Genomic DNA, 18,509 nt, shown 5'->3' with positions numbered 1-18,509 from the left:
CTGACGTTCATTTCTCGCCAACACTGTAATTTAAGTCGTCATTCAAATGACAACCCAGGAGAATATTGGTGTCCAACAACATAATAAATATTTTCAAAGCCCCCGTGCGCGCAGCTCAGCATCTTGCCCATCGTAAAGAGATGAACATCTGTAAGAACCTGGTCAAGGTTCAAAACCAGGCGGAAGATCAAGCCAAGAACATTGCATTCATAAACAAGGAAATAAATGCGCATGAAAAACATAAAGCTCAATTAGAGCAAAACATAAAGTTAGCCAACCGCCTGAAATCCCAGCTTCCAGGCGATGACAAAAACTCGGTTCATATCAGAACACTGAAAAAATTCGGATTAAAATCCGAAAAGCATGCGCTTTACTTACGCGGCAACGGCGAAGACATGTACCTGAGCGCGCACAAAGGTTTTAAAAATAAATCCCGTGAATTGTATTGCGAGATTCGAGGAAAAGATTATTCAACCATCTTTCCTGACTCCGTTGACAAAGCCGTGACTCGCCATCGGATACTCGGCAATCTCAGTGAGGCCCTGCCAAGAGAGTTTGCAGAGATCAACTCGAAAGCTCCTATTCAAACGATTAGAAATAATATTGATATAAAAAAACAACAAGATGCTCTCGATGAACGAAACAAGCAGTACGTGGTGCTGAAAAACCAACTGGTTGAAAAGAACTCGAAAATAGAGAAACTGGAGCCGGAAGCAGAAAAAGTCAGGCTGAATGGGAAAAAAGCCGCTGAATTGCTATTCAGCACGGACGGCCTCGATTTCCTTAATGGCAGGAGCGAAAGTAAACCCAAAAGCCTGGACTCGAACATAAAGTCATTTACGCCTGGTCATATCAGGGAGTTGGCCAATATCGGCCTGACCGATAAGGCCGAAAAAATAGAAACCTATACCCACAACAGCACTTTATCAATTGAAGAACTCAGACACTACAGGATTGCGGCGAACTCAAACAGCTCGACAACGGTAAAGAAATTCCTCCCCGTCACCCTTGGACAGCAAGATTTCGGCAAAGATGACGACAAAAATAGCGTGTTATTTCACATTGAAGGCCGGCCCTATAAGTTCTCATCAGAAAACGACAGCGGTGTTTTTTTCAAGCGTAAAACAGAATTTACTGTCATGTCTGTAGAAAAAAGACAGGATGGACGGAGTGCCATTCACCTACGGGAGAAAACCTCCCCATAATTCAATGTATGAACAGGGCGAAATTTTTATGTATCGTAGAGCTTACTTTTACAGCCAAGGGTAAAGTTCCTGATACAAAGGAATCTATGCGTCCCCACACAGACTAAACAGCAAGACCCAGGAGGTTTGAAGCTCTGTCTTCAAACCTCTTTTTCGCTGTATTAGCTGTGTGTGAGGAATACCCCGATGAAAATGCCCAAACGCCTGGTTGCCGGTCTTGGCGTGCTGATGCTCGGTGCCAGTTCGCTGCTGCAAGCGGCGCCGCAGGATGACGGTCGCGGTCCGGATCACGATCGCGGCGGTTATGGCCAGCAGCAGGGAAGAGGTCCCGACCGGGGTCCGGGGGAACAGAACTGGCGCCGTCCGCCACAGGATTTCGGCCCGGTTCGGCAGATCATCCATGACGACCGCGAACACTTCACCCGTGGTGCCCCGCCACCGCCGGGCATCCGCGTGATGCGCGGCCAGCCGCTGCCCCACGGTTACTACGGCGAACGCCTGGACCCACGCGCCGTGGCGCGTCTGCCGGTGTACCACGGTTACGAGTGGCGTCGGGTTGGCGGCGATGTCGCGCTGATCGAGGTGGGGACGGGGATCGTCTATGAAGTGCTGAACAGCGTGCTCTATTGATTGCACGCCACAGCGCTTAATCGCTCCCACGCTCCTGCGTGGGAATGCAGCCCGTGACGCTCTGCATCACAAGAGCGGACGCGCAGCGTCCAGGGAGGCGTTACCACGCGGAGCGTGGGAACGATCAAAACAGGAGAATCACCGGAATATCGACAGGTCCAGCGGCCGTATCGCGCCCATCCAGATCGCATGGTCGCTGTGGTCCGCCCGGTCATCGCCGGTCAACGGGTGCATGAACACCACCAGGCCCTTGCGATGGAGCGCCAGCCACGGCAAGACGACGCCGATATACTGGGCGTCGAATGCCAGCTGGCAGCTCCAGTCCGGGTGCGGCCCCACCGGACGCTGGTGCATACGCCCCATCCGCAACGGAAAGGTCGCCGCCGCCAGCTCACACAGTTCACGTGCCTGATCCATCGTCGAGACATCGAAGTAGATATGGGCGTGGTAGCCCTTGATACGTTGCATACCGCTCTCTTTCGTTGATCCTGGGTAATGGCTCAACGCTACACCGCAATCGACGGCAATCCCAGTCCCACCAGTGACTGGGCACTGTTGGCCTGCTCGGCCATCAGCCAGTCGAAAAAGCGCTGGATCAACGGTCCCCGGCGTTTGCGCGGCGGCAGCACCACGTAATAACCGAACGTCGAAAGCACCCTCTCGTTGATCGGTCGACACAGCAGGCCCTGCTCCAGCAAGTTATCCACAAGGTGCCGCCAGCCGATGGCCACGCCCTGGCCGCCAATCGCGGCCTGGATCAGCAAGGTGTAGTTGTCGAAACGCAGTTGCCCGGGTGCCGGCGCGGTGGTGAGGCCCAGCTCGCGAAACACCCCGCTCCAGTCGAACCAGTGGCTGCTGTTCTCGCCCTTCAGGTGCAGCAGGGGGAAATCCAGCAGGCACTGGGTCGATAACGGCCGCTCACGCCCCTGGAGCAATTGCGGGCTGCACACCGGGAACACTTCCTCGCTGAACAGCCAATGGCTTTCGCCCTGCTTGAACCGTCCCTGGCCAAACAGCACCGCCACGTCGATATCGGTGCGCAGCATGTTGTGGCTACGCTCGCTGGTCACCAGGCTGACATCGACCTGTGGATTGGCGGCATGGAAGCGGTGCAGACGCGGCATCAGCCAATACGCGGCAAAGGCGAAGTCGGTGGCGACCTGCAACACCTCGTGCTGGCTGTGGGCAGTCACCGCGCTCAAGCCGCTGTCGATGCTCTGCAACCCGGCCTGCACCTGCTCGAACAGGATCGAGCCGGCCTCGGTCAATTCGATGCCACGGTAGATACGGTCGAACAGGCGTGTCGCCAACTGTTCTTCGAGGCGCTTGATCTGCTGGCTGATGGCCGGCTGGGTGGTGCCCAGCTCCACCGCCGCCGCGGTAAAGCTGCGATGGCGGGCCGCCGCTTCGAAAACCCGGAGCATGTCGAGGGACAGGTCACCCAAGGCATCAAACATAAGCTGTACTTATCCTAGTCATTGTGTGGCATGGGCTTTACCGCACATGGCGTGGGCCACATGCTGGATCACAGCACTATCGCATAACAATTCACTATGGAATGCCGCGACATCATGAAGCGCAAGAACATTCTCTTCATCATGGCCGATCAAATGGCCGCGCCCCTGTTGCCGTTCTACGGTCCGTCGCCGATCAAGCTGCCCAACCTGGACCGCCTGGCCGCCGACGGCGTGGTATTCGATGCCGCCTACTGCAACAGCCCGTTGTGCGCGCCTTCACGCTTCACCCTGGTCAGCGGCCAGTTGCCGAGCAAGATCGGCGCCTACGACAACGCTGCCGATTTCCCCGCCGATGTACCGACCTATGCCCATTACCTGCGCCGCCTCGGCTACCGCACCGCGCTGTCGGGCAAGATGCACTTCTGCGGACCGGACCAGCTCCACGGCTATGAAGAACGCCTGACCAGCGACATCTATCCGGCCGACTACGGCTGGGCGGTGAACTGGGACGAGCCGGACGTGCGCCCCAGCTGGTACCACAATATGTCCTCGGTACTGCAGGCCGGGCCTTGCGTGCGCACCAACCAGCTGGATTTCGACGAGGAGGTGGTGTTCAAGGCCCGGCAGTACCTGTTCGACCATATCCGCGAAGACGGCGACCAGCCGTTCTGCCTGACCGTGTCGATGACCCATCCCCACGATCCGTACACCATTCCCAAGGCGTTCTGGGACCTGTACCGCGACGAGGATATCCCGCTACCGCAGACCCCGGTCCAGGACAGCCTCGATCCGCACTCGCAACGCCTGCTCAAGGTCTACGACCTGTGGGACAAGCCGCTGCCCGTGGATAAGATCCGCGACGCCCGCCGCGCCTACTTCGGCGCCTGCAGCTACATCGACCATAATGTCGGCAAACTCCTGCAGACCCTGGAAGACACCGGCCTGGCCGAAGACACCGTGATCGTGTTCTCCGGCGACCATGGCGACATGCTCGGCGAACGCGGCCTCTGGTACAAAATGCACTGGTTCGAGATGGCCGCCCGCGTCCCGTTGCTGATCAGCGCACCGGGACAGTTCGCCGCCGCACGGGTCAGCGCCGCGGTGTCCACCGCCGACCTGCTGCCGACCCTGGTCGAGCTGGCCGGTGGCACCTTGCACGACGAACTGCCGCTGGACGGTCGTTCGCTGCTGCCGCACCTGCGCGGCGAGGGCGGGCATGACGAAGTGTTCGGCGAGTACATGGCCGAAGGCACCATCAGCCCGTTGATGATGATTCGCCGGGGCGCCTACAAATTCATCTACAGCGAAGACGACCCGTGCCTGCTCTTCGATGTCCACAACGACCCACACGAAGAGGAAGAACTCAGCCGGTCACCGCAGCACCAGGCGCTGTTCAACGACTTCCTGGCCGAAGCCCGGGCGAAATGGAATATCCCGGCGATCCACCAACAGGTGCTCGCCAGTCAGCGGCGCCGGCGTTTCGTCGCCGACGCCCTGACCCTCGGAAAGCTGAAGAGCTGGGACCACCAGCCGATGGTAGACGCCAGTCAGCAATACATGCGCAACCATATCGACCTCGACGATCTGGAGCGCAAGGCTCGTTATCCACAACCCTGCCAAAACCAATAACGAACACAAGGGGAAGGCCATGAAGAAGTTATCCACAGTACTGACCGCCGGGCTGCTGGCCGTGAGCAGCCTGAGCGCGTATGCCGAGCAGAGTTGCGACACGGTGAAGATGGCCGACCCGGGCTGGAGCGACATCGCCGCGACCAACGCCATTACCAGCCTGCTGCTCGACGGCCTGGGCTACAAGGCCAAGGTCGACACCCTGGCGGTGCCGATCACCTACGGCGGCCTCAAGGATGGCCAGGTGGATGTCTTCCTCGGTAACTGGATGCCGGCGCAGCAGGGCTTCTACGACAAGTTCGTGGCCAACGGCGATGTCACCCAACTGGCGAAGAATCTCGACGGCACCGAATTCACCCTCGCGGTCCCGGATTATGTCTGGGACGCGGGTGTGCATAACTTCGCCGACCTGGCCAAGTTCGCCGACAAGTTCGACAAGAAGCTCTACGGCATCGGCTCCGGCGCGCCGGCCAACGCCTCGCTGGCGGAGATCATCAAGAAGAACGAGTTCGACCTGGGCCAGTGGAAACTGGTGGAGTCCAGCGAACAGGCAATGCTGGCCGAGGTCGCCCGTTCGGTGAAGAAGCAGAAGTTCGTGGTCTTCCTCGGCTGGACCCCGCACCCGATGAACGTGCAGATGAAGATGCATTACCTCAAGGGCGGCGAGAAGTACTTCGGCGATACCGGCAGTGTCTACACCGTGACCCGCAAGGGTTATGCACAGGCCTGCCCGAACGTCGGCAAGTTGTTGAGCAACCTGAGCTTCACCCAGGACATGGAAAACAGCATCATGGCCGAGGTGGCGAACAAGAAGCTGAGCAACGCCGATGCGGCCAGGGCCTGGATCAAGGCCAACCCGGCGGTGCTGGACAAGTGGCTGGACGGCGTCAAGACCGCGGATGGCCAGGAGGCGTTGCCGGTGGTGAAGGCGAAGCTCTAATCCTCGCGCAACCTGTGAGATCCAACGCAACCTGTTGAGATGCACCATAACCTGTGGCGAGCGGGCTTGCCCGTGCTGGGGCGCGAAGCGGCCCTAAAATCTATGAACCCGGTGCGTCAGATAGACCGAGGTGACCGGTTTTACGACTGCTTCGCAGCCGAGCGCGGGCAAGCCCGCTCGCCACAAGATCCGACACGGCTTCTCGCTCCTGTCACACCAATACTTCACCCTGACGCCGACTCAACCAACCGAGAGACCCATGGGCTGGACCAACCGCCACAAAATCCTGCCATTTCTCAGCTGGCTGCCCCGGCAAACCCGCACCAGCGTCAGCCGTGACCTGGTGGTGGGGCTCAGCGGCGCGATTCTCGCGTTGCCACAATCCGTCGCCTACGCCCTGATCGCCGGCCTGCCGCCGGAATACGGGCTGTACGCGGCCATCATTCCAGTGCTGATCGCCTGCCTCTGGGGCTCGTCGTGGCACCTGATCTGCGGCCCGACCGCCGCGATCTCGATTGTCCTGTTCGCCAGTGTCAGCCCGTTGGCCGTGCCCGGCAGCCAGGACTACATCACCCTGATCCTGTTGCTGACCTTTATCGCCGGCATCTTCCAGTGGCTGTTGGGCATGCTGCGTTTCGGCGCCCTGGTGAATTTCGTCTCCCACTCGGTGGTGCTCGGCTTCACCCTCGGTGCCGCCGTGGTCATCGCCCTGGGGCAATTGCCCAACCTGCTGGGCATCGATGTGGCGAACCAGGCCACCGCCCTCAACAGCCTGCTGGCGCTGGTGCGGCATGTCGGCGAACTGGACCGGCCATCGCTGGCCCTTGGCCTCGGCACGCTGCTGCTGGGGCTGGTGCTCAAGTCGCTGCTGCCGCGCTGGCCGACCTTGCTGATCACCCTGGTATTCGCCAGCCTGCTGGTCTGGCTATGGCCGGGGATGTTCGGCCATGTGCAACTGGTCAAGGGCTTCGTCGGGCGCCTGCCGCCGTTCAGCCCGTTGCCGCTGGATATCGAGACGGTGCTGCGGCTGCTACCCAGTGCCGTCGCCGTGGGCATGCTCGGGCTGGTCACCAGCCTGTCGATCGCCCGTTCGCTGTCGGCACGTTCGCAACAACTGCTCGATGCCAACCAGGAAGTCCGCGCCCAGGGCCTGTCGAATATCGTCGGCAGTCTGTTTTCCGGCTACCTGTCCGCCGGCTCGTTCACCCGCGCCGCCCTGAGCTACGAAGCCGGGGCCTGCTCGCCGCTGGCCGGGGTGTTCTCGGCGTTATGGGTGGCGTTGTTCGCGGTGTGCGGCTCGGCGCTGATCGCCCATATCCCGATTCCGGCCATGGCCGGGAGCATTTTGCTGATCAGTTGGGGCCTGGTGGATCACCGCGGTATCCGGGCGCTGTTCCGGGTCAGCCATGCCGAGTTCGCGGTGATGGCCCTGACCTGCGTGGCGACCTTGCTCCTGGAATTGCAGACGGCTATCTATGCCGGGGTGCTGGCGTCGCTGTTCTTCTACCTGAAACGTACCTCACAGCCACGGGTGCAGCATTGGCGCGACGGTGACGAGGATGTGCTGCGGGTTGGCGGCTCGATCTTCTTCGGCGCCAGCCATTACCTGCAGGTACGCCTGCAACGGCTGCATGGCCCGCGGGTAGTGATCGAGGCGCAGCAGATCAACTTCATCGACTATTCCGGGGTGGAGATGCTGCACCAGGAAGCCCGGCGCCTGGCGCGGGACGGCCGCAGCCTGACCTTGAGAAAGGCGCGGGCCCCGGTGGTCGAGGAACTGGTCAAGCTGGAGGGTGTGGATAAGTGCCCGATCCGCTTCGAGGACTGAACACACTCGCCCCCCTCAGACACTCATCCTGTGGGAGCGGGCTTGCCCGCGAAGGCGCCCTCAAGGACGCCAACGGCTTCGCGGCGGGCGGCGTTCCGACAAGCCCGCTCTCACAGGTTTCAGTTCAAAAGGTTTCGGTTCAAAGGGCCAGCAGGCGCCGCAGCTCCGCCAGCACCGGCGCGGTATCCGGGCGCACGCCACGCCACAACAGGAAGGCTTCCGCCGCCTGCTCGGCGAGCATGCCCAGGCCATCCATCGCCACCGATGCGCCATGTTCACTGGCCCAGCGGCAGAACGCGGTCGGTTCCTTGCTGTACATCATGTCGTAGCAGAAGGTCTTGCCCGGCTCGATCAGGCTCGGTGCAATCGGCGGTACATCGCCCGAGAGGCTGGCCGAGGTGGCGTTGATGATCAGGTCCACCGGTTCACGCAGCCAGTCGAAACCGCTGGCGGACACCGGCCCCAGGTCGGCGCACAGTTCGGCCAGCAACTCGGCTTTCTCGACGGTGCGGTTGGCGATGATCACCGACGCGGGCCGCGAAGCCAGCAATGGCTCCAACGCCCCGCGCACCGCGCCACCGGCGCCGAGCAACAGGATGCGCTTGCCCTGCAGGCTGAAGCCGGCATTGACCGTCAGGTCGCGGACCAGTCCCGCGCCATCGGTGTTGTCGCCCAGCAGGCTGCCATCGGCCAGCTTGCTCAGGGTATTCACCGCGCCGGCCCGCTGCGCCCGTGCCGTCAGGCTGTCGGCCAGGCGAAAGGCCTCTTCCTTGAACGGCACCGTGACATTGGCGCCGCGCCCCTCCTGGAAGAACGCCCGCGCGCAGCCGGAAAAGTCATCCAGTGGTGCCAGCAGGGTGCTGTAGTCCAGTTGCTGGGCGGTCTGCTCGGCGAACAGACGGTGGATCAGCGGCGATTTGCTGTGGCCGATGGGATTACCGAAGACGACATAACGATCCATCAGGCGTTGTCCTCCGCCAGCCAGTCGCGGTCCTGCAGGAAGTAGTCGGTGAGGCGTGCCTCTTCGCTGCCTGGAGCGGCTTTCCAGTCGTAGCCCCAGCGCACTTGCGGCGGCAGCGACATCAGGATCGATTCGGTGCGACCGCCCGATTGCAGGCCGAACAGGGTGCCGCGGTCATAGACCAGGTTGAACTCCACGTAGCGGCCGCGGCGGAACTCCTGGAACTCACGCTGTTGTTCGGTCCAGGCCGCCGCCTTGCGCCGTTGGACAATCGGCAGGTAGGCGTCGATGTAAGCATCACCGATAGCGCGCATGAAGGCGAAGCTGGTGTCGAAGTCCCATTCGTTCAGGTCGTCGAAAAACAGGCCGCCGATGCCCCGTGGCTCGTTGCGATGCTTGATATGGAAATAGCTGTCGCACCAGGCCTTGTAGCGCGGGTAGACATCCGCCCCGAACGGCGCGCAGGCCTGCTCGGCCACGCGGTGCCAGTGGATGCAGTCTTCTTCGTTGCCATAGTAGGGCGTCAGGTCGAAGCCGCCGCCGAACCACCAGACCGGTTCTTCACCGGCCTTTTCCGCGATGAAGAAGCGCACGTTGGCGTGGGACGTCGGCACATGGGGGTTGTGCGGGTGAATCACCAGGGACACCCCCAGCGCCTCGAAACCGCGCCCGGCCAGCTCGGGCCGGTGGGCACTGGCGGACGGCGGCAGGCCGCTGCCGAAGACGTGGGAAAAATTCACCCCGCCTTTCTCGATGACCTCGCCGTTTTCGATCACCCGGGTCCGGCCACCACCACCAGCGGGGCGGGTCCAGGCGTCTTCGACGAAGCGCGAACCACCGTCCTCGGCTTCCAGCGCAGCGCAGATACGGTCTTGCAGGTCGAGCAGGTAGGCTTTCACGGCCTCGGTGCGGGTAGTCATGGCATCACCTTGAATCGGGCAAAGCTACGCGGCACGTCGGGCGGCCGGCGGCAAAGGGGGGCGTAGCATAACACTGCCCTCGCGACCGTCGCAGTTGACGAAGGTCAAACGAAGGAGTCCGATAGGCCCTTCGCGCAGCCTCAAGATGAAAACTGCCCAAGGAGAGTATCGATGGCCAAACGCATCCAGTTCCATGCCCATGGCGGCCCCGAAGTCCTCGAATATGTCGACTACACCCCCGCCGAGCCGGGCCCGCAGCAGGTACGGGTACAGAACAAGGCCATCGGCCTGAATTTCATCGACACCTACTGGCGCAGCGGCCTGTATGCACCGCCGAGCATGCCGTCCGGGCTGGGCGGGGAGGGCGCCGGCGTCGTCGATGCGGTAGGCAGTGAAGTCACCCGGTTCAAGGTCGGTGACCGCGTCGCCTATGGCACCGGACCGCTGGGCGCCTACAGCGACTTCCACCTGTTGCCGGCGGCGCACCTGGTGAAACTGCCGGAGCAGATCAGCTTCGAACAGGCGGCGGCAGTGATGCTCAAGGGCCTGACGGTGCAATACCTGTTACGTCAGACCCATGAACTCAAGGCCGGCGAAACCGTGTTGTTCCACGCCGCGGCCGGCGGTGTCGGGGCCCTGGCCTGCCAGTGGGCCAAGGCCATCGGCGCGAAGCTGATCGGTACCGTCAGCTCGCCGCAGAAGGCGGCCTATGCCAAATCCCTCGGGGCCTGGGAAACCATCGACTACAGCCATGAAGACGTGGCGAAGCGGGTGCTGGAGCTGACGGACGGCAAGAAGGTCCCGGTGGTCTATGACGGTGTCGGCAAGGATACCTGGTTGACTTCCCTCGACAGCCTGGCACCACGGGGCCTGCTGGTGAGCTTCGGCAACGCCTCCGGCGCGGTGGACGGCGTCAACCTGGGGATCCTGGCGGCCAAGGGCTCGCTGTATGTGACCCGTCCGACCCTCGGCAGCTACGCCAGCAACCCGCAGCAACTGCAGGCCATGGCCGATGAGTTGTTCGGGCTGATTATCGGTGGTCAGTTGAAGATCGAGATCGGCGCGCGCTATAGCCTGGCGGAAGCGGCCAAGGCGCAGACCGAACTGTCGGCGCGGCGGACTACCGGGTCGACGGTGCTGCTGTCTTAGTCCTGTGGTGTCTGGCCGCTGCTGCGCAACGGTTCGTGGGCAAGCCCACTCCCACAGAATGTATGCCGATCACAAAATGCGGGCACGACTCGGACCTGTGGGAGCGGGCTTGCTCGCGAAAGCGGCGGGGCGGCGGGCATCGTCATCGCTGGCAAGCCAGCTCCTACAAGGTCCCAGGCTAGACGACAGTCCGTGGTGCCCCCCCCCTCCTGTGGGAGCGGGCTTGCCCGCGAAAGCGGCGGTGCGGCTGGCATCGTCATCGCTGGTCAGCTCCTACAAGGTCCCGGGCTAGACGACAGTGCGTGGTGCCCCCCCTCCTGTGGGAGCGGGCTTGCCCGCGAAGCAGCTCACACCGGACTCAAGCCGGGCGCACGACCTTGCCGCTCGCCAGGTCGCGGATCAGGCTCGGGTTCTTGCGCCCACCGAGATTACCGCCCAGCACCAGGTCGAGCTGACCACGGAAATACTGCTCCACCCGCAAGCGGGTCTTCGCCGCAGGGCGCCCTTGCGGGTTGGCGGAGGTGGAGATCAGCGGGCCCACCAGTGAACACAGGTCGCGCACCAGCGGATGATCACTCACCCGCAGTGCCACGGTGTCGTGCTGACCGGTCACCCACTCCGGCAACAGGTCCTGATGCGGCACCAGCCAGGTATTGGGCCCCGGCCAGGTACTGGCCATACGATCAAGCCAGGTTTCCGGAAAATCCTCGAACAGGAAATCGAACTGGCGGATATTGTCGGCGACCAGGATCAGGCCCTTGTCCACCGAACGATTCTTGATCGCCAGCAACCGGTCCACCGCCTCTTCGTTCCAAGGATCGCAGCCCAGGCCCCAGACCGCCTCGGTTGGATAGGCAATCACCGCTCCTGCGCGAACTTCTCGTGCGGCTTCTTGCACACGCCAACTCTTGACCATTGCTTGTTCTCCGGATTCAACGCTGCTCGCAGTTTACTCAGGTACGGCTACCTCATGCGAGCTAACCAGCGTCCGCCTTCGTTGGCAACCCGGCCGTCCAGTTCCAGCTCGGTCAGGCTCGCCAGCACCCGCGACAGGTTCCAGCCACAGGCCAGCGCCAGGCCTTCGCTGGTATGCGGCGCCGCGTGCAACAAGGCCAGCAGCGGGTGATCGGACGCGGCGGGCGGCGCGCTGGCGGCAACCCGCTGCCAACCGCGCAGGTTCTGCAGGATATCGTCGACCGTCTCCACCAGCACCGCGCCATCGCGAATCAACTGATGGCAGCCGCGTGCGCCGGGATGGTGGATGGAACCGGGAATCGCATAGACCTCGCGCCCCTGTTCCGCCGCGAGCCGGGCGGTGATCAGTGAACCGCTGGCAACACTGGCCTCCACCACCAGCACACCCAGGGACAAACCGCTGATGATCCGGTTGCGCCGGGGGAAGTTGCCCGGGTGCGGCGCGGCATCCAGCGGGAACTCGGAAACCACCGCGCTGCCCCGGTCGATCATGGCCTGCGCCAGCGTCCGGTGCCGCTGTGGATAAAAATTCTCGAGACCGGTGCCGAGCACGCCGATGGTCAGCCCGCCAACATCCAGCGCGGCCTGATGGGCAGCGCCGTCGATGCCCAGGGCAAGGCCGCTGGTGATGACAAAGCCGGCGCCGGCCAGGCAGCGGGAGAAGGCCGCGGCGGTGTCCATGCCAGGCTTCGAGGCGCGTCGACTACCGACCAGCGCCAGCTGCGGCTTGTCCAGAATCGTCGGGTTGCCGGCCACGAACAGCAGCGGCGGGGCATCGTCAATCTCCGCCAACAGGGCCGGGTAATCGGCCTGGTCCCACATCAGCAAATGCTGGTTAGAACGCTCTAGCCAGGCCAATGCAGCGCTGGCGCCGTCGCGCACGGCAGGGCTGCGGCGGGCCTCGGCACTGCTCACCGGCAACCCCAGCGAACGCCACGCGGCGGTGGGCGCGCTCAAGGCGGAAGAGGCCGAACCAAAGGTTTCGATCAACGTGCGAAAGCGCCGGGAACCGATCTCCGGCAGGCGATGCAGACGCAGGCGGGCTTCCAGTTCCGCCGGCGACAGGGAGGTGCAATTGGACAGCGACATCGGATCATCCTTGATCTGTGGCGGTCCTGACATGACGGGAACAAGCTGTGGATAACTCTGTGAGTAACCTGTTTAGCCTGCTAACTAAATCAGTTAGGGTTGAGGACACCTGCAGGAGCTGGCTTGCCAGCGATAGCGATGCAAGAGTCACCGCCGTCATCGCTGGCAAACCAGCTCCTACAGGTACAGCATCGTCGACCAAGCCCTAGGGGTTGCGCACCTTGTCCAGCACCGCCAGCGACCGCGTGGCATTGAGTACCAAACCATAGCTGAGCTTTTCGTAGGTGCGGAACACCATCAGCAGGCCCGAACGCTCGTCGGGGACCTTCACCGGCTGTCCGGTGATGCGGTCGCGCACTGTCTCACCGGTCTTGAACACCGCAAGAACGTTGCCTTCAGCCAATCCATCACGGCGGCCCTTGTCGATCGTGACCACATCCATGACCCCGATCTGTGTAACACCTCGTGGCACATCTATGATCACGCCGCTGACCGGCGCCTGGGGTGCACTGGGCATGAAGGTCGAGGTGATGGGGCGTTCCTCGCTGACGAACAGCCGGTCGCCGAGGCGGACTTCCTCGGTGGTACGGCGCAACACCACGGTGCCGACATCGCCCTCGGTTGCCAGCAACTCGCCCGTGCCGACATCGTCGGCGTTGATGCCGAGGAATTCCTTGGTCTGCGGGTCGGTGTAGACCTTGCCCTGGCGGAACAGGCCGTATACCGAATGCGTCGGGTCGAACGCGCCACGGGCGTAGATCCGGTCGCCCATGCCACTGAGCACCCGCTCATTGCTGCCGGCCAGGATATACGGGGCTCTCTTGAAGTCCTCGGGGCTGTCGACGATACGGTTGCTCAGCAGGAACGCATTGATCTTTTCCAGCGGAATGCTGGGGATCGCGTCCGCCACCGGCGAACTGCGTACCTGCGGCGACAGCTTGATGGTGCCACGGGATGCGCCACGCTCGACCACCAGCCGCGGCTGGCCGTCGACAAACTGCAGCGTGAGGATATCGCCCGGGTAGATCAGGTCCGGATTGGCGATCTGTGGGTTGGCGTGCCAGATTTCCGGCCACTTCCAGGGTTCGCGGAGAAATTTCCCGGAAATGTCCCAGAGTGTGTCGCCACGCACCACCGTATAGCGCTGTGGATAACCGTCCTTGAGTTGCACTTGCGCCTGCACGACACCGGTAAAGGCCAGCAGCAGGGCGAGTAGTGTTTTCCTCATGCAGTGAATCCCTTTATTATGTGCCTTCGCGTGAAACGCCAGAGCCCCCGCGGCTCGCTCCCAGGGAGAACGTTTTACAACGGTAGCCGAATCCCGCCGGGACATTATCGGCAACCGTCTCTGACTTTACCTCACATGTGCAGCAAATACGCCTATGGCCATTTTAAACATCCTCGAATTTCCAGACGCGCGCCTGCGCACCATCGCCAAGCCCGTGGCCGTGGTGGACGACAAGGTGCGGCAACTGATCGATGACATGTTTGAAACAATGTATGAAGCCCCAGGCATCGGCCTGGCGGCAACCCAGGTCAACGTGCATCAACGTATCGTGGTCATGGACCTGAGCGAAGATCGCAGCGAGCCGCGGGTGTTCATCAACCCCGAGTTCACACCGCTGACCGACGAAATGGGCGAGTACCAGGAAGGCTGCCTGTCGGTGCCGGAGTTCTACGAGAACGTCGAACGCCCGACCCGGGTCCGGATCAAGGCCCTGGATCGCGACGGCAAGCCGTTCGAGCTGGAGGCCGATGGCCTGCTGGCGGTGTGCATCCAGCATGAATGCGATCACCTCAACGGCAAGCTGTTCGTCGATTACCTGTCCACGCTCAAGCGCGACCGGATCAAGAAGAAGCTGGAAAAGAAACACCGCCAGAACGCCTGATCCCCTTCCTCACCCGTAGGAGCCGGGCTTGCCCGCGAAGGCGTCCTTGAGAACGCCGGAAACTTCGCGGGCAAGCCCGGCTCGTACATTTTCAAGCGAGCCCCCTTCATGACCCAGCCATTGCGCATCGTCTTTGCCGGCACCCCCGAGTTCGCCGCTGAACACCTCAAGGCCCTGCTCGACAGCCCTTACGAGATCGTCGCGGTCTACACCCAGCCGGACCGCCCGGCCGGTCGCGGGCAGAAGCTGATGCCGAGCCCGGTCAAACAGCTTGCCCTGGAACATGGCATCAGCGTCCTGCAGCCGCCGACCCTGCGCAATGCCGACGCCCAGGCCGAACTGGCGGCACTCCATCCGGACCTGATGGTGGTGGTCGCCTATGGCCTGATCCTGCCGCAAGTGGTGCTGGATATCCCGCGCCTGGGTTGCATCAACAGCCACGCCTCCCTGCTGCCGCGCTGGCGCGGGGCGGCGCCGATCCAGCGCGCGGTGGAAGCCGGAGACAGCGAGAGCGGCGTGACCGTGATGCGCATGGAGGCCGGTCTCGACACCGGGCCGATGCTGCTCAAGGCCGTCACTGCGATCAGCGCCGAAGACACCGGCGGCAGCCTGCATGACCGCCTGGCCGAACTCGGCCCGCCGGCGGTACTGCAGGCCATCGCCGGCCTGGCCGCCGGAGCTCTGTTCGCGGGAGCCCTGGACGGTGAAGTCCAGGATGACAGCCTGGCCACCTACGCCCACAAGCTGAACAAGGACGAGGCACGCATCGACTGGAACCGTCCGGCGGTCGAGCTGGAACGCCTGGTTCGCGCCTTCAATCCCTGGCCGATCTGCCACAGCAGCCTCAATGGTGAAGCCGTGAAAGTCCTCGCCGCCAGCGTCGCCGAAGGCCAGGGCCAGCCGGGCGAAATCCTCGCCGCCAGCAAGGACGGCCTGATCGTCGCCACGGGTGACGGCGCGCTGTGCCTGACCCGCCTGCAACTGCCCGGTGGCAAGGCCCTGAACTTCAGCGACCTGTTCAACAGCCGCCGCGAGAAATTCGCCCTCGGCACGGTACTCGGCCAATGAACCCGCGTCTGGCCGCCGCCAAGGCACTGACCGCCGTGCTCAACGGCAAGGCCTCGCTGAACAGTTCGCTGCCGCTGCAACTGGACAAGGTCGAGGCCCGCGACCGTGGCCTGACCCAGGACCTGGCGTTCGGTACCGCCCGTTGGCAGCCACGCCTGTCGGCGCTGGCGCTGAAGCTGCTGCAGAAGCCCTTCAAGGCCGCCGACGCCGATGTCGAGGCGCTGCTGCTGGTCGGTCTCTACCAGTTGCTCTACACCCGCATCCCGGCCCACGCCGCCATCGGCGAGACCGTCGGTTGCGCCGAGAAACTGAAAAAACCCTGGGCCAAGGCCCTGCTCAATGCCGTGCTGCGCCGCGCGCAACGGGAAAGCGAGGCGCTGCTGGCCGAGCTGGAACACGATCCGGTGGTGCGCACCGCCCATCCGCGCTGGCTGCAGAAATCCCTCAAGGCCTTCTGGCCCGAGCAGTGGGAAGCCATCTGCGCGGCGAACAACGCTCACCCGCCGATGATCCTGCGGGTCAACCGCCGTCACCACAACCGCGATGCCTACCTCAAGCTGCTGGCCGATGCCGCGGTGGCCGCCCAGCCATGCGACTACAGCCGGGACGGCATTGTCCTCGACGAAGCCTGCGACGTGCGCAACCTGCCGGGCTTTGCCGAAGGCTGGATCAGCGTCCAGGACGAAGCCGCGCAACTGGCCGCCGACCTGCTCGACCTGGCCCCCGGCCAACGAGTGCTGGATGCCTGCTGCGCCCCCGGCGGCAAGACCTGCCATATCCTCGAAGCCGAGCCGCAACTGGCCGGCGTGGTCGCGGTCGACCTGGAAGCCAAGCGCCTGGTGCGGGTGCGCGAAAACCTCGAACGCCTGGGCCTGGCCGCCGAGCTGATCGCCGCCGATGGCCGGGACACCGCGACCTGGTGGGACGGCAAGCCGTTCCAGCGGATCCTGCTGGACGCGCCGTGCTCGGCCACCGGGGTGATCCGTCGCCACCCTGACATCAAGCTGACCCGCCAGCCCGACGACATCGCCGCCCTGGCCGCCCTGCAAGGCGAACTGCTGGACGCGATGTGGACGACCCTGGACGTCGGCGGCATCCTGCTCTATGCCACCTGTTCGACCCTGCCGACCGAAAACACCGAGGTGATCGCAGCGTTCCTGGCCCGTACCTCCGGTGCCCGCGAGCTGGATATCGCCGGGCCGTTCGGCATCAAGCAACCCCACGGTCGCCAACTGCTGGCCCGGGAAGGCGGCCACGATGGTTTCTACTACGCCAAACTGATCAAGATCGCTGCCGCACGCGGCTAACCGGGTTGAACGGAGTCATCCGATGAAAATCATCATTCTCGGCGCGGGACAGGTCGGCGGCACCCTGGCCGAACACCTGGCCAGCGAAGCCAACGACATCACCGTGGTCGACACCGACGGCGAGCGCCTGCGCGACCTCGGCGACCGCCTGGATATCCGCACCGTGCAGGGCCGCGCCTCGTTCCCGACGATCCTGCGCCAGGCCGGCGCGGATGACGCCGACATGCTGGTGGCGGTGACCAACAGCGACGAAACCAACATGGTCGCCTGCCAGGTCGCCCACACCCTGTTCCATACTCCGACCAAGATCGCCCGGGTGCGCGAGGCCGCCTACCTGACCCGCGCCGGCCTGTTCGACAACGATGCGATCCCGGTGGACGTACTGATCAGCCCCGAGCAGGTGGTCACCCACTACATCAAACGCCTGATCGAATACCCGGGTGCCTTGCAGGTCATCGACTTTGCCGACGGCAAGGCCCAACTGGTGGCGGTCAAGGCCTATTACGGCGGGCCGCTGGTGGGCCAGCAACTGCGCCAGCTGCGCGCGCACATGCCGAATGTCGACACACGCGTGGCGGCGATATTCCGCCGCGACCGGCCGATCATGCCCAAGGGCGACACGGTGATCGAAGCCGATGACGAAGTGTTCTTCATCGCCGCCAAGGCGCATATCCGCGCGGTGATGAGCGAAATGCGCCGGCTCGACGAGAGCTACAAGCGCATCGTCATCGCCGGTGGCGGACAGATCGGCGAGCGCCTGGCCGAGGCGATCGAAAGCCGCTACCAGGTGAAGATCATCGAGATGAACGCGGCACGCTGCCGGCATCTGTCCGACACCCTCGACAGCACCGTGGTCCTGCAGGGCAGCGCTTCGGACCGCGACCTGCTGATGGAAGAGAACATCAACGACGCCGACCTGTTCCTCGCCCTGACCAACGATGACGAGGCCAATATCATGTCCTCGCTGCTGGCCAAGCGGATGGGGGCGAAGAAGGTGATGACCATCATCAACAACCCGGCCTATGTCGACCTGATCCAGGGCGGCGATATCGACATCGCCATCAGCCCGCAGTTGGCGACCATCGGCACCTTGCTCGCCCACGTGCGCCGTGGCGATATCGTCAGCGTGCACTCGTTGCGGCGCGGCGCGGCGGAAGCCATCGAGGCGATTGCCCACGGCGATGCGAAGTCGAGCAAGGTGATCGGCCGGGCCATCGAAGATATCGCGCTACCGCCCGGAACCACCATCGGCGCGATCATTCGCGACGAAGAAGTGCTGATTGCCCACGACGACACGGTGATCCAGGCCGGCGACCATGTGATCCTGTTCCTTGTGGATAAAAAACATATCCGCGATGTGGAGAAGCTGTTCCACGTCGGCCTGAGTTTTTTCTAGGCAGTGCGGCGTCTGCAAGGCCGGCTCCTACAAGGAGCGGGCAAATCGATGGACCCTGTAGGAGCC

The 18,509-nt window shown here is 63.0% G+C and carries 17 protein-coding genes; 10 read left to right on the top strand and 7 right to left on the bottom strand.

The window, feature by feature from the left end; translation table 11 throughout:
- Positions 1–68: 68 nt before the first annotated feature.
- Both HX851_RS04880 and HX851_RS04875 read left to right on the top strand, forming a co-directional pair.
- Positions 69–1,205 carry a hypothetical protein gene (locus HX851_RS04880; RefSeq protein ID WP_177065197.1) on the top strand — a complete coding sequence of 379 codons (1,137 nt, stop codon included), beginning with the start codon at positions 69–71 and terminating at the stop codon, positions 1,203–1,205.
- A 186-nt stretch (positions 1,206–1,391) separates the two neighbouring features.
- The gene (locus tag HX851_RS04875) at positions 1,392–1,835 is read left to right on the top strand and encodes an anti-virulence regulator CigR family protein (protein ID WP_177061982.1); all 444 of its coding nucleotides are present in this window, start codon (positions 1,392–1,394) and stop codon (positions 1,833–1,835) included.
- 138 nt (positions 1,836–1,973) lie between these two features.
- On the opposite strand, the gene HX851_RS04870 is transcribed toward HX851_RS04875, so the two are convergent.
- Positions 1,974–2,303 carry a DOPA 4,5-dioxygenase family protein gene (locus HX851_RS04870; protein WP_177065194.1) on the bottom strand — a complete coding sequence of 110 codons (330 nt, stop codon included), beginning with the start codon at positions 2,301–2,303 and terminating at the stop codon, positions 1,974–1,976.
- 38 nt (positions 2,304–2,341) lie between these two features.
- Positions 2,342–3,292 (bottom strand): choline sulfate utilization transcriptional regulator, encoded by a 951-nt coding sequence (locus HX851_RS04865; RefSeq protein ID WP_177061978.1) that lies wholly within the window; start codon positions 3,290–3,292, stop codon positions 2,342–2,344.
- 114 nt (positions 3,293–3,406) lie between these two features.
- Here HX851_RS04865 and betC point away from each other — a divergent pair, with 114 nt between their 5' ends.
- The 3 genes from betC (at position 3,407) to HX851_RS04850 (ending at position 7,689) form a co-directional block, all read left to right on the top strand.
- On the top strand, positions 3,407–4,921 hold the full coding sequence (gene betC / locus HX851_RS04860) for a choline-sulfatase (protein WP_177065192.1): 1,515 nt from the start codon (positions 3,407–3,409) through the stop codon (positions 4,919–4,921).
- 19 nt (positions 4,922–4,940) lie between these two features.
- Complete coding sequence (choX, locus tag HX851_RS04855) at positions 4,941–5,861, top strand: choline ABC transporter substrate-binding protein (protein WP_177061974.1); 921 nt, start codon at positions 4,941–4,943, stop codon at positions 5,859–5,861.
- A 259-nt stretch (positions 5,862–6,120) separates the two neighbouring features.
- Complete coding sequence (locus tag HX851_RS04850; protein ID WP_177061971.1) at positions 6,121–7,689, top strand: SulP family inorganic anion transporter; 1,569 nt, start codon at positions 6,121–6,123, stop codon at positions 7,687–7,689.
- A gap of 139 nt (positions 7,690–7,828) precedes the next feature.
- Here the strand turns inward: HX851_RS04850 and aroE are convergent, their stop codons facing one another.
- Both aroE and hemF read right to left on the bottom strand, forming a co-directional pair.
- Positions 7,829–8,650, bottom strand: a complete 822-nt coding sequence (gene aroE / locus HX851_RS04845; RefSeq protein WP_177065190.1) for a shikimate dehydrogenase — start codon at positions 8,648–8,650, stop codon at positions 7,829–7,831.
- On the bottom strand, positions 8,650–9,570 hold the full coding sequence (gene hemF, locus HX851_RS04840; RefSeq protein ID WP_177061967.1) for an oxygen-dependent coproporphyrinogen oxidase: 921 nt from the start codon (positions 9,568–9,570) through the stop codon (positions 8,650–8,652). The genes aroE and hemF overlap by 1 nt, the downstream gene beginning before the upstream one ends.
- A gap of 171 nt (positions 9,571–9,741) precedes the next feature.
- Here hemF and HX851_RS04835 point away from each other — a divergent pair, with 171 nt between their 5' ends.
- Positions 9,742–10,719, top strand: coding sequence for an NADPH:quinone reductase (locus HX851_RS04835; protein ID WP_177065188.1), 978 nt, complete (start codon positions 9,742–9,744; stop codon positions 10,717–10,719).
- Between the two features lie 358 nt (positions 10,720–11,077).
- Here HX851_RS04835 and tsaC read toward each other — a convergent pair whose 3' ends face one another.
- From tsaC to HX851_RS04820, 3 genes are all read right to left on the bottom strand, one after another.
- The gene (tsaC, locus tag HX851_RS04830) at positions 11,078–11,635 is read right to left on the bottom strand and encodes an L-threonylcarbamoyladenylate synthase type 1 TsaC (RefSeq protein WP_177061962.1); all 558 of its coding nucleotides are present in this window, start codon (positions 11,633–11,635) and stop codon (positions 11,078–11,080) included.
- Positions 11,636–11,682: 47 nt separating this feature from the next.
- Positions 11,683–12,783, bottom strand: coding sequence for a DNA-processing protein DprA (dprA, locus tag HX851_RS04825; RefSeq protein WP_177065187.1), 1,101 nt, complete (start codon positions 12,781–12,783; stop codon positions 11,683–11,685).
- Positions 12,784–12,988: 205 nt separating this feature from the next.
- Positions 12,989–14,011, bottom strand: coding sequence for a LysM peptidoglycan-binding domain-containing protein (locus HX851_RS04820; RefSeq protein ID WP_177061951.1), 1,023 nt, complete (start codon positions 14,009–14,011; stop codon positions 12,989–12,991).
- A gap of 154 nt (positions 14,012–14,165) precedes the next feature.
- Here HX851_RS04820 and def point away from each other — a divergent pair, with 154 nt between their 5' ends.
- The 4 genes from def (at position 14,166) to trkA (ending at position 18,443) form a co-directional block, all read left to right on the top strand.
- Complete coding sequence (def, locus tag HX851_RS04815) at positions 14,166–14,672, top strand: peptide deformylase (RefSeq protein ID WP_177061949.1); 507 nt, start codon at positions 14,166–14,168, stop codon at positions 14,670–14,672.
- Between the two features lie 108 nt (positions 14,673–14,780).
- On the top strand, positions 14,781–15,740 hold the full coding sequence (gene fmt / locus HX851_RS04810) for a methionyl-tRNA formyltransferase (RefSeq protein ID WP_177061947.1): 960 nt from the start codon (positions 14,781–14,783) through the stop codon (positions 15,738–15,740).
- A complete protein-coding gene (rsmB, locus tag HX851_RS04805) occupies positions 15,737–17,047 on the top strand; it encodes a 16S rRNA (cytosine(967)-C(5))-methyltransferase RsmB (protein WP_177065186.1) in 1,311 nt (436 codons plus the stop codon). Before fmt ends, rsmB begins: the two co-directional genes overlap by 4 nt.
- Before the next feature lie 22 nt (positions 17,048–17,069).
- Entirely contained in the window at positions 17,070–18,443 is a 1,374-nt protein-coding gene (trkA, locus tag HX851_RS04800) for a Trk system potassium transporter TrkA (protein ID WP_177061944.1), read from the top strand.
- Positions 18,444–18,509: the final 66 nt, after the last annotated feature.

This window comes from Pseudomonas gingeri (genome assembly GCF_013385635.1).
GTDB classification, from domain to species: Bacteria; Pseudomonadota; Gammaproteobacteria; order Pseudomonadales; family Pseudomonadaceae; genus Aquipseudomonas; species Aquipseudomonas gingeri_A.
The sequence above is the reverse complement of the archived record's forward strand: the minus strand, read 5'-3'. Positions and strand labels throughout refer to the sequence as shown.

Coding starts and splice junctions, on each gene's coding strand:
- HX851_RS04875 (WP_177061982.1), top strand. CDS start 1,392: ATGAAAATGCCCAAACGCCTGGTTGCCGGTCTTGGCGTGCTGATGCTC.
- HX851_RS04870 (WP_177065194.1), bottom strand. CDS start 2,303: ATGCAACGTATCAAGGGCTACCACGCCCATATCTACTTCGATGTCTCG.
- HX851_RS04865 (WP_177061978.1), bottom strand. CDS start 3,292: ATGTTTGATGCCTTGGGTGACCTGTCCCTCGACATGCTCCGGGTTTTC.
- betC (WP_177065192.1), top strand. CDS start 3,407: ATGAAGCGCAAGAACATTCTCTTCATCATGGCCGATCAAATGGCCGCG.
- choX (WP_177061974.1), top strand. CDS start 4,941: ATGAAGAAGTTATCCACAGTACTGACCGCCGGGCTGCTGGCCGTGAGC.
- HX851_RS04850 (WP_177061971.1), top strand. CDS start 6,121: ATGGGCTGGACCAACCGCCACAAAATCCTGCCATTTCTCAGCTGGCTG.
- aroE (WP_177065190.1), bottom strand. CDS start 8,650: ATGGATCGTTATGTCGTCTTCGGTAATCCCATCGGCCACAGCAAATCG.
- hemF (WP_177061967.1), bottom strand. CDS start 9,570: ATGACTACCCGCACCGAGGCCGTGAAAGCCTACCTGCTCGACCTGCAA.
- HX851_RS04835 (WP_177065188.1), top strand. CDS start 9,742: ATGGCCAAACGCATCCAGTTCCATGCCCATGGCGGCCCCGAAGTCCTC.
- tsaC (WP_177061962.1), bottom strand. CDS start 11,635: ATGGTCAAGAGTTGGCGTGTGCAAGAAGCCGCACGAGAAGTTCGCGCA.
- dprA (WP_177065187.1), bottom strand. CDS start 12,783: ATGTCGCTGTCCAATTGCACCTCCCTGTCGCCGGCGGAACTGGAAGCC.
- HX851_RS04820 (WP_177061951.1), bottom strand. CDS start 14,011: ATGAGGAAAACACTACTCGCCCTGCTGCTGGCCTTTACCGGTGTCGTG.
- def (WP_177061949.1), top strand. CDS start 14,166: ATGGCCATTTTAAACATCCTCGAATTTCCAGACGCGCGCCTGCGCACC.
- fmt (WP_177061947.1), top strand. CDS start 14,781: ATGACCCAGCCATTGCGCATCGTCTTTGCCGGCACCCCCGAGTTCGCC.
- rsmB (WP_177065186.1), top strand. CDS start 15,737: ATGAACCCGCGTCTGGCCGCCGCCAAGGCACTGACCGCCGTGCTCAAC.
- trkA (WP_177061944.1), top strand. CDS start 17,070: ATGAAAATCATCATTCTCGGCGCGGGACAGGTCGGCGGCACCCTGGCC.